General features: G+C 50.2%; 4 protein-coding genes. 2 read left to right on the forward strand and 2 right to left on the reverse strand.

The window, feature by feature from the left end:
• A partial coding sequence (locus tag ACRBG0_RS21920) for a T9SS type A sorting domain-containing protein (RefSeq protein ID WP_431488985.1) occupies positions 1–4,277 on the forward strand: 4,277 nt, incomplete at its 5' end.
• Between the two features lie 125 nt (positions 4,278–4,402).
• Here ACRBG0_RS21920 and ACRBG0_RS21925 read toward each other — a convergent pair.
• Entirely contained in the window at positions 4,403–4,687 is a 285-nt protein-coding gene (locus ACRBG0_RS21925) for a hypothetical protein (RefSeq protein ID WP_431488986.1), read from the reverse strand.
• A 37-nt stretch (positions 4,688–4,724) separates the two neighbouring features.
• Between ACRBG0_RS21925 and ACRBG0_RS21930 the strand changes: the two genes are divergently transcribed.
• A complete protein-coding gene (locus tag ACRBG0_RS21930; RefSeq protein ID WP_431488987.1) occupies positions 4,725–10,628 on the forward strand; it encodes a T9SS type A sorting domain-containing protein in 5,904 nt (1,967 codons plus the stop codon).
• Between the two features lie 132 nt (positions 10,629–10,760).
• Here ACRBG0_RS21930 and ACRBG0_RS21935 read toward each other — a convergent pair whose 3' ends face one another.
• Complete coding sequence (locus tag ACRBG0_RS21935; RefSeq protein ID WP_431488988.1) at positions 10,761–12,032, reverse strand: aminotransferase class V-fold PLP-dependent enzyme; 1,272 nt, start codon at positions 12,030–12,032, stop codon at positions 10,761–10,763.
• Positions 12,033–12,088 lie beyond the last annotated feature (56 nt).

Consider the following 12,088-nt stretch of genomic DNA (forward strand, 5'->3'; position numbering starts at 1 on the left):
CCACGCCACCGAGCATCAGCTGTCCCGCAGACGCTACGGTAGAGTGTGGCATGTCAACAGCCCCAGCTGCTACGGGCATGGCCACTGGTACCGACGTATGCGGCACTGTAGCGATTACCTTCAGTGATAGTTCTGTCCTTGGCTGTGGCAACACTGAAACGATCACGCGTACTTGGACGGCTACCGATGAGTGTGGTAACCCTAATACTTGTGTGCAGATCATTACGATCGTAGACACCACGCCACCGAGCATCAGCTGCCCCGCAGACGCTACGGTAGAGTGTGGCATGTCAACAGCCCCATCAGCTACGGGCATGGCCACTGGTTCGGACGTATGCGGCACTGTAGCGATTACCTTCAGTGATAGTTCTGTCCTTGGCTGTGGCAACACCGAAACGATCACTCGCACCTGGACGGCTACTGATGAGTGTGGTAATCCTAGTACTTGTGTACAAATTATCACCGTCGTAGACACCACGCCTCCTGCCATCAATTGCCCCCCTGATATGGTGGTAGAATGTGGTATGTCTACAGACATTGCTGCCACTGGTTCTGCCACCGGTAGCGATGTCTGCGGTGGTGTAATTGTTACTTTCAGTGATAGTTCCGTTCCCGGTTGTGGGAATACAGAAACGATTACTCGTACGTGGACAGCGACCGATGAATGTGGTAATCCGAATACTTGTGTGCAGATCATCACCGTAGTGGATACTACGCCACCGGCCTTCGACTTGGTTTGCCAAGTAGACCAGACCTTTACGACCGAAGGCGGAGCTGTTTGCCCTGCCGAGGCGATGATATCCCTGACCGCAGGTGAAGAAATTACCGTGAATGACAGCTGGATAGTCGGAGGGAACATTGTTCCTTCCCTATCTGGCTGTATTAGTGATATCTGTAGTGACGAAGAAGACCAGGTGGTTACAGTGGATGACATTACAGTAACCGACGACGGAACCTGTAGTCGCAACATCGCCGTGACGTTCATTGCGACGGACCCTTGCGGCAACGACTCCGAACCTTTTGTCCTTAACTATACTTTCCTGGACGATACGGCTCCGGTGTTCAACGAAGCTTGTATGGTGAATTTGGTGGTGGACATTAGTGATACGAACCTATGCCCAGCAGAGGTAACCATTTCGCTCGACGAAGGAGACGAAATCACGGTGAACGACATCTTTACGGTGGGCGGCATTGCGGTAGACAATCTCGCGGGCTGTGTATTTGATAATTGTAAGGTCGCCGATGAGCTTACGATTACCGTAGATGATATCACCGTAACGGACAGCGGCACTTGTAGCCGTGAGATTAGCGTGACCTTCATCGCCGATGATGGTTGCGGCAACTTTTCTGAGCCGTTTACTTATACCTATAGCGTCTTTGATACAAAAGGCCCGGAAGTCACTTTCAACGGCATTCCCGATGGCGGCACTTACGTAGTGGAATGCAACTTGGCTGACCCAACCTGGGATCCGCTCATCGCGTCGACAGACGTGACGATTACCGATGCTTGTTCCGCAGTCGACTTTGCTACGCTCACCGTAGAATTGACACAGCTGTACGACGGGCCTTGTGTGAATAATTTACTTACCCGTTGGCAGCAAGTCTTTACGGTGCAGGATGTTTGCGGTAACGAAACGGTTTACACCCTCTTTACTGAGATTGTGGATACGACTGCCCCCGAATTCAACTTCTCACCCACCGATTATACGGTGGAATGTGACGCTGAGATCGGTATGCCAAACCTCCAGGCGTTCGATTCTTGTTCCGATGTGGTATACGACTTTACAGAAGTACGTACCGATGGTGACTGCCTAAATAACTATACGCTGACGCGTACCTGGACAGCTACGGATGGTTGTGGTAACGCCAGTAACGAAGTGCAGATCATTACTTTGGAGGACACTACTCCTCCTGTGATCGAGTTCAGTGACGGCTACATCAACCAGTACGAACCTGGACAGGATGTATTTGTAGAGTGTTCGGAATACGGCAACATCTCGCAATTGATAGCGAACTCCGCTTTCGCTTATGATAATTGTAGTGGGCTGGTGGAAGTTGATTACGAATTGGAAGATCTTGGCACCTTCAATTGTCTGGAGGTCGGCTATTCTGGTCACTTGATAAGTACCTGGAGAAGTAAAGACGACTGTGGCAACGAAAGCGTAGCAACCATCAATTGGTACCTGGTAGACGAAACAGCTCCAGTTTTCCAAGGAATACCTGAGGACGTTTGCGCAAGTACATTACCGCCTGTTCCTAACGTACAAGCGGTGGATGATTGTGAGTTTGCAACGCTTACTTTTGCTCAGTCTGATCCGATTGATTGCGTAGGCGGGCAGTACATCGAACGCACCTGGACAGCGATGGACTTGTGTGGCAACACCGCCACCGCTACTCAGCGCATTACCCTGAGTGATGCCAGTAGCCCGACCATTACGATCGACTATCCTGGATTTGGGGTCGTGGCCGATGGCGATCAGCTAGAACTACCGATTGATTGCAACCAGCCTGTCGAGCTATCGGTGGCTGACTTGGAGGCTGCTATTCAGGTAGAAGATGGTTGTAGTGACCCGACTTTCAGCATTGAGCTTAATTTAATGACCGAAGGCAACTGTCGGGAAGATGGCTATGTGGCTCGTTATCGTCTAAACGTGATCGCAGTGGATGATTGCGGCAATACCGCCAATCTTGGCCTGATAATCGACTTTGTGGATACGACGCCTCCCGTCATAACAGGCGCATCGATGATTACTGTAAACTGCGGGGAGGATATTCCTACCCTAATTGCCGAAGATGCTTGTGGTGATATTGATATTACGACTTACGTGGATAGTGCGCCCATCATAGGAGGTTGTGCGAACGATCCGCAAGTGATAGAAAGGGTGTGGACGGTGAGTGATGTATGTGGAAATACATCTACGTTTACCCAAATCATTAACGTGGTGGACCTTAGTGGGCCGGTATTCAGTGGCGTTCCTGCTGGAACTTGTAACAACACAACACTGACGGCGAATGTGACAGCTTTTGACGAGTGCTCTGGTATGCCTGCGGACGTGACCCTGAGTGAAGTGATGAGTGACGAACCTGGTTGTGGTCAAGTGCTCACTCGTACCTGGTCGGCCACCGATGTTTGTGGCAATACCTCTACGGCTACACAGCAAGTATTCTTTATGGATAACGATGTACCGATGATCAGCTTTAGCCACCCCTTGTTGGTGGGGCTGCAAAGCGGTGACGAGTTGTTCCTTTCCGTAGGTGACGGATTTGGTGACCCTCATGATCCTCTGATTTTTACAGCCGATGCTGTGAGTGTAACGGATAACTGTGCGGCAAATATTGCTAGCGTAGTGGGTGTGGAGATCACTGTCTCGGAGGACTGCGAAACCGACGGTTTTTTGGCGCAGTACAATTACAAGTGGATTGCTACTGATCCTTGCGGCAATTCGGCGAAAACGAGTCTTACGGTCTTCTACGTTGATGGCAACGCACCTGACTTTTTCAATGTGCCAGCGGATGTCACCGTCTTCTGTGCGGATGTACCCAATGTAGCAAACATAGAAGTAAGTGATGACTTTGACGAAGAGGTGGATGTTGTTTTCACCGAAACACAAGCAAGTACTCCGAGTGGTGTATTGATTACCCGCACTTGGACAGCGACGGATGATTGTGGTAATACCAGCGAAGCGGAGCAGCATATTTTGGTTGCTAACAACGACCTCACAGCCTCCTTCAGTTATGGCAACGTGATTGCCTGTAATAGTCAGAACAATCGTTTGGGCGTGACGGTCAATGGTGGTACGCCCCCTTATAGTTATGCTTGGCAGCTGACGACTCCGCTGGAAGATGGTTACATTACCAGTGACCCTACCCGACGAGGTATACTGTTCACGATGGGCTACATTACCCAAACGTTTACGGTGATGATCACGGACGCGAATGGTTGCCAGCTGGTCGCAGCGGTGACGATTGTCTGTGATTACTCTGGCGAAGAGGGAGACTTTACCGGAAACGGTAATGACAGCTCCATCAGCATGAATGTGTACCCCAACCCTACCAATGAGCAATTGATGGTGAAAGCCAAGGTGCAGGAAGACACGCCGGTGACGGTAGCCATGTACAACCTCTTCGGTCAGGAACTCTTCCGTCAGGAAATGGATGCTTGGGCACCAGAAGGACTACGCATTGACACCCGTCGTTTCCCTAACGGGACTTACTTGCTGCGCCTAACGGCTGGTGAACAGGAAGTGCAGACGCGAGAAGTGGTGATTTTGCATTAATTTTTTTCGTGCGGAGTGCTTGGTGCGGAGTGCTTTACATGACTAAAGGGCGCCTCGGGACGATTGTTCCGAGGCGTTTTTTTTTGAACCCTATGAGGGATTATAAGGGCATTTAAGGAAGGGAATTACAGGGTAAATTCGAATTTACCTTCCCTAGCGGGAAGAGTACCGTACCGCCCGATGCCAATCGCAGGGATGGCATGGCCACAAATTCGACTATTGTAAAAAAAGCCCATATGACACTTACCTTTTGCATCTACCAGGCCATATACCTGGGAGGAAATAATATTCAACACACCATTCAGAATATTTTGTATTAGAAACTTATAAATATGAAAATCGCCTTCTTGTTTTCCCGCTGATAAGAAAAAAAACGCTCCTGCACTTACCTGCGGACGATCAAGATACATATACTCAAAAACGTAATACTCACAAACATTTATACAAATGAAAAACTCCAGTTCTTTTTACTATGCTAAGTCCTTTAATGGGGAAAAGCCAAAGATACGTGCGTCCGTTATTCCCCCCGTTTGGCGTAGGTGGCTCTTGTTGAGCGTGATGGCCATGACCATGCTTTTTGGTTCGGCGCAGGCGCAAACATATTTTGGCGATCTACTTATTACCCAGCAATCCGAAATAGACAATTTCAATTATACCGAAGTAACAGGATATGTGTATATCACAGGTACTGGGATCGCCAATTTAGACGGTTTGTCGGAACTCACTACAGTCGGCAATTATTTCTTTCTCTTCAACACCAACGTCGAGCACGTTGACGGGCTGGGAAATCTTGCTACCACCGGCGATTTTTTATATTTTGTTACTAACCCTCTACTGACTGAAATAGATGGCCTGTCCAACTTCACTTCCGCAAATGGAGGGGTGTATTTTGACGACAACGATCAATTGACCAACCTGGACGGAATGATTGGTCTGACGACTACCGCAACGATTGCGGTGAGAGGTAATGCAGTGATATCAGACGTAAGTGGTTTAGGGTCGGTTACGACAATGAATGGTGGATTAGAAGTTACCAGTAATCCTATGTTGTCAGACTGCTGCGTACCCTACGAATTGGAAGACCTGGCCGCCTACGTTTCTTATTTCGGTAATGCTCCCGGCTGTAATTCTTCATCCGAGGTGGAAGCAGCTTGTGCTGGATGCGATTTAGCTATCGACCAAATCAATACTACAATGCCCTCCTGCAGCGGCAATGACGATGGCTCCATTACCGTCAGTGCCAGTTGTGAAGACTGCGCTGGTATTCAATATTCCATTGGTAACGGCTTTCAGCCGGAAAACGTTTTCGATGGGCTTACCGCCGGCGCCTACACCGTGACGGTACAGGACAGTGGCAATCCCTCTTTGTGCCAGGTCGTGGAAACGGGAGTAGTTGTAGAAGCATCAATCGCTGATTGCTGTGATTTGGAGATTACGGGTACCAGCACGACAATGACCTCCTGTCCAAACAGTGCAGACGGTTCCCTTACGGTAAACGCCAGTTGTACAACCTGTGACGGTTTGGAATACAGTATTGGCGGTGATTTTCAGCCCGAAAGCACTTTTGATAACGTGCCTGCTGGTACGGTAACAGTAACTGTACGGGACACGGGTGACCCGGAAGGATGTACGGCTATGGAAATCGGTGTAGTCATTCCAGCCGATGAGGATACCGAAGCCCCCGAAATCACCTGCCCCGCCCCTATCGTGGTGAGTAATGACCCCGGTTTCTGTGCAGCAACCATCACCGCGCTGCCCGCTGCGACAGCAACCGATAATTGTGCCACCTTTGAAGGGGCCGAGGTGCTGGTACTCTGGGATAGATTAACCGACGAAGGAACTTGTAGCCTCATCAGTAGCTTACGTAATGCGGGCTTTGCGGTGACGCTCAGCGACGTACCGGAAAACGAGTGGGATGGTACCAACCCTTCCCCTTCGGGCTTCGATGCCGTGATTCACCTAAATTGTATCACCTGGTTCCAGGCGATGCCGGTATCCGGGCAGAACGCACTGGTAGATTATGTCTATAGCGAAGGGGGTACCTTTATAGGTTCAGAATGGACCGCCTACGATATTGCGGTGAATATTGGATATGGTAGCATGACTGACTTGGTGCTGCTGGATTACAACGGCTTCAGTTACGGAGAGCGGACCTACACCACATTAGCCGGACAGGAAAACCACCCACTGCTGACCAATGTGTCCAGTACCTTCGGCATCAATCGAAGCGGATATAATGTTGGTGGCGTAAAAACCTTTGCCACCAACCCTGTGCAAACGCTAATGACCTCGGCCAGCGGAGCTGCGGTAGCACTACGAGAATTGGATAACGGCGGCAAGATTGTAAACATGCAACACTCTGGTTCAGAGGGTAGTTTTTTTGGTACTAGCTCCGTTTTAGAAGACAACAACATCCAGCAGCTCTACATCAACGGCGTAGACTTCCATGATGGAGAAGTTGGCAACTCCGCTGGCGGCCAGATCACCATCACTGGCGCGCCTGACCTGTGCAGTCGCGTTCCGGTAGGCGAATACCTGCTCACCTACACCGCATCTGACGGCAACGGCAACAGTGACGCCTGTACCGTCACCCTGACGGTAGAAGATGCTGATGCACCAACGGTATTTTGCCGCAACCTTACCGTAAACATTGGCGAAGACGAAATGGTGACCATCACCACCGACCAGGTGCTCAACGGTATCGTAGATAACTGTACGGGAATCACCTACTCGCTTTCAGAAGACACCTTCGACTGTGAGGACGTAGGAACGACGCAAATGGTCACCCTCACTGCTACCGACGGTGGCGACAATTCCGGCAGTTGCCTGGCAATGATCACCGTAAACGACGATTTTGGTTTCTGCTGTGACCTGGAGATTATTAACGTAGCAACGGTTGATCCGCTCTGCCCCGATGGCACGGACGGTTCGATCACCGTAGATGCCAACTGTACCACCTGTGACGGTATCGAATACAGCATCGGTGCAGGCTTCCAGCCTGGTAATGTTTTCACCGGCCTCAGTGCAGGCACCTTCACGGTAACAGCCCGCGATACGGGTAATGATGATTGTGAGGAAATGGAATTTAACGTGACGATCAACGACGGTGTAGATACCGAAGCTCCCGTTTTTGATCTGGCTTGCCAAATTGACCAGACTTTCTTTACCGAAGATGGCAATGTCTGCCCCGCCGACGCGACGATTTCGCTGAGCGAAGGCGATGAGATTGATGTATTTACCGGCTGGACGGTCGGCGGTATTTCGATCCCAGCCCTCCAGGGTTGTTTATCAGATAATTGTACAGAAGAAGCCGACTTGACCATCATCGTTGACGACATCACCATCACCAACGAAGGTACCTGTAGCCGTACGATTACCGTTACCTTCTTGGCGGAAGATGAATCTGAAAATGTCTCTGAAGCATTCGTGTGTAATTACACCTTTACTGACAATACAGGCCCGGAAGTGAGCTTCAATGGCATCCCCAACGGAGGTACTTACGTTGTTGAATGTGACCTGCCCTCTACCACTGCCGATCCACTCATTGATATTACAGAATTGACGATCGCGGACAACTGTTCCAGTATTGATTTTGCGAACATCACAGAAGTGCTGACGCAACTGTACGACGGCCCTTGTGTTGGCAATGTCCTCACCCGTTGGCAGCAAGTATTTACAGTACAAGATGGGTGTGGTAACGAAACGGTTTACACACTCATTACGGAGATTATTGACACGACGCCGCCCGTATTTACCTCTTCGCCTGCTAATGTGACCATCGAGTGTGGAGAGACTGCACCCGTACCTCAGCTTGAAGCTTTTGATGCTTGTTCTGATGTGATCTACAACTTCAATGAGGTACGCACCGACGGCGACTGTCCTAACAACTACACCCTTACCCGTACTTGGCTGGCTTCCGACGGTTGTGGCAACACCAGCGTAGCAACCCAGATCGTGACGGTGGAGGACACGACCCCACCCGTAATCACTTTCGTTGATGAATACATCGACCAATACCAGCATGGTGATGATGTGTACATTGAATGTTCCGAATACGGCAACATCTCTCAGATCATTGCCAACAATGCTTTAGCCTTTGATAATTGCAGTGGGCAGACCGAAGTCGAGTACACCCTGGAAGACATGGGTAATTTCGATTGCCTAGAGTACGGCTACTCTGGCCATTTTGTAAGCACCTGGACCAGTAAGGACGAATGTGGCAACGAAAGCGTGGCTACCATCAACTGGTACCTCGTAGACGAAACGGCACCAGTATTCCAAGGACTGCCCGCAGATGCCTGTGCCAGCCTAGACAACTTGCCACCTGTGGCGGATGTACAAGCGGTGGATGATTGTGAATTGGCCGTGATGACCTTCAGTCAGTCTGACCCTATCGACTGTGACGGTGGACAGTACATCGAGCGTACCTGGAATGCAGAAGACGCTTGTGGCAACAGCGCTTCTTACACCCAGCGTATCAGCCTGAACGGCACCAGCGGACCGACCATCACTATCGACTACCCGGAAATTGGCGACGTGATGGACGGTGATATGATAGAACTTCCGATCGACTGTGATCAGGATATTGCCTTCTCCGTAGCAGATCTGGAAGCCGCGATCAGCGTGGGTACAGGTTGTGGCAGCGGTGAATCCAGCATTGAACTCAGCCTTATGGACGAGGGCGACTGTCAGGAAAACGGCTACTTCGCCCGCTACCGCCTCAATGTGACGGCGACCGACGCTTGTGGCAACACGACCAGTCTGGGGATTATGATCGACTTTGTGGATATGACGCCACCCGTGGTGAGCAGCCCCAACGAACTGACGTTGAACTGTGGCGACGATATCCCCATGATCGAAGCAACAGACGCTTGTGGCGAAATCGCCAGTATGACTTTCGTAGATAGTGCGCCAATTGAGGCGAGCTGCGCGGCCAATCCTGTAGCTTACGACCGCACCTGGACAATAAGGGATGCTTGCGGCAACGCAACGACCTTTGTCCAGAGCATCATCGTGCTTGACAATGCAGGCCCGGTATTCAGCGGTGTACCCGCCAATATGTGTAACAATACCGGCATCGATGTGGTCGTAACCGCCGTAGACGGCTGTACCGGCCAGCAGGCTCAAGTCTTCTTTGAAGAAGTGATGAGCAGCGAAACTGGTTGTGGCGAAGTACTCACCCGTACCTGGACTGCGACTGATGCCTGTGGCAATACTTCGGTAGCTACGCAGCAAGTCTTCTTTGATGACAACGTGGCGCCAGAAATTGAATTCACTAGCGACCTGCTCTTCGGCTTGGCAAGTGGCGACGAACTCTTCCTCAACGTGGGTAATGGTTTCGGCGATCCTGGCGATCCGCTCTTCCTGACTGCTGACGATGTGACGGTGACGGACAACTGTGCTTCGATCACGGCCCAAGTAGTGGTAGAAACGACCATTTCCGACGACTGTGCCGCGGATGGCTACCTGGCCCGCTACGATTACAAGTTTATCGCCACCGATCCTTGTGGCAACACCAGCTCGGCTAAACTGACTGTCTTCTACATGGATGGTAACGCTCCTGATTTCTTCAATGTACCTGATGACGTGGAAGTATTCTGTGCGGCAGTGCCAGAAGTAGCTGACGTTATTGCTACTGATGATTACGACGAAGCTGTAGAAGTGGTCTTCTCCGAAACTTCGACGACTACGCCCGAGGGGCTTTTGATCACCCGTACCTGGAAAGCAGAAGATAGCTGCGGCAATACCAACTCGGTGAGCCAGGATATTCTAGTGGTGAACAACGACATCAGCGCCACCTTCAGCTTTGGTAGCGATGTGATCGAATGTAACAGCGACAACAACCGCTTGGGTGTAACCCCCACCGGTGGCACACCGCCCTACACCTACCAGTGGCAGTTGACTTTCCCACTGGAAGACGGCTACATCACGACTGATCCTACCCTTCCGGGTATCTTGTTTACGATGGGTTACATCACACAGACCTTCAGTGTATTGATCACCGATGCCAACGGCTGTGAATACCTTGCTTCCGTAACCGTTGTATGTGACTTCTCTGATGACGAGGGTGACTTTGCTGGTAACGGGAATGATGGCTCCGTCAACCTGAATGTTTATCCTAACCCTGCTACGGATCAGATAAAAGTCAAAGCAGTAGGATTGGCGGAAACGCAGGTGAAGGTGAGTGTGTACAGCCTGCTAGGTCAGGTGATCTACCAAGCTACTTACGAACAGTGGCCGGTAGAAGGAACGCTACTTGATACCCGGGCTTATACGGAAGGTACCTATGTCTTGCGCCTCGAAACGCAGGGAGCGGAGCCGATGGTACAAGAGTTCGTTGTGTTTCATTAAGAATTGGGTGAAATAAGACGCTAATAACGTCTTACACGTATAGTTTTGTAGAGCGCAACTCTGGTTTGAGTTGCGCTCTTTTGCTGGGTAAGACTGAGGACATATTCTCAATTTAATTTCCCAACAAGTCTACTAAACCGTCCGCAAAGCCTTCACCAAATAATCAATATCTGCTTTGGTATTGAATATAGCCAGGGAGATACGCAGCCCATTCAGCGAGTGAGACATCATGGGGCGGCAGTCGATCTGGTAACGATCTGTAAGGTCTTGCATAAATTCATCGACGTATCTTCCTATGACTTCAACTGTTTGAATGCCTGCGGACAGCGCATCGGGTGCCGGTGTTTTGATTGTAAAGCGGTCGTCATCTGCCAACTGCTCTCGTAGATGTTTTTTCAGTGCGTAGGTCCGACTTTCTATTTTCTCCTGTCCAATTAAGTTGCGGAAATCAAGGGCTGCTCCCAGGCCTAGTAATTCCGGCAAGTTTCGGGTATTGTAATTTTCGAGCCGCCGAATGCTCGGATCGTCATACCCCCGGCATACGATCAGAGGCTTAAGTAATTTTTGCGCGGCTTCCGTAGCATAAAAGATGCCCATTCCTTTGGGAGAGAACAGCCATTTGTGGCTGCTGGCAGTAAAAAAATCACAACCCAAGTCCGCTAAATCAATTTGGAACATTCCCATAGACTGTGCACCGTCTACGGCTACCAAGATGCCCTGTTCGTGGGCCATTGCCGTAATTTCTTTTACGGGCAAGCGCATTCCGTTGGTGTTGGTCACATGAACGAGGGAGATCACTCGAGTTTTTGCGGTAATCGCTTCCCGAAATAGTGCCACAATCTCTTCCTTGCTTTCCGGCATTAATGGCAAATCCACAGTCTTCAAAACGACACCTTTCTCCTCCTGCCAGTATTTCCAGGGAATACGGGCACTACTGTGCTCGTGGTTGCTGAGCAAAATTTCTTCTCCGGGTGCTAGTTCCAGACTGGAGGCAATGAGGTTCATGCCTTCGGTGGTATTATGAATTAGCGCGATGGTTTCGGCAGAGACGCTGAGCATTTTTCCTGCCTTTTCCCGCACCACTTCTTTCTGATCGTCCCAAGCACCCCACATATATTGAGAGGGGAATCCGTCGAGCGTACGGCGAAACTGCTCCGTGGCCTGGAAGACGTACTCGGGGCTGGTGCCCAGTGAACCATTGTTGAAATAATGTAAGCCTTTCTCTAATACAAACTGGCTTTTTACCAATTCCCAGTATGCTTCATCATCTTCCTTTGCCCCCAGTTGATTGGCCAGTTTTATTTCCGTTTCCTGTAGGGCCAACAAGTCTGAAGGAGCCAAGAGTGCGGTACCAACCATGGCGGTGATACTGTTGGTCAACCATTTTCTTCTGGAGGTCATCATTGTACTAAATTAAAATTATCCAAAAACAAGCTATATTTTAGCTAAATATAACGATT

The organism is Lewinella sp. (assembly GCF_050633125.1).
Classification (GTDB): domain Bacteria; phylum Bacteroidota; class Bacteroidia; order Chitinophagales; family Saprospiraceae; genus Lewinella.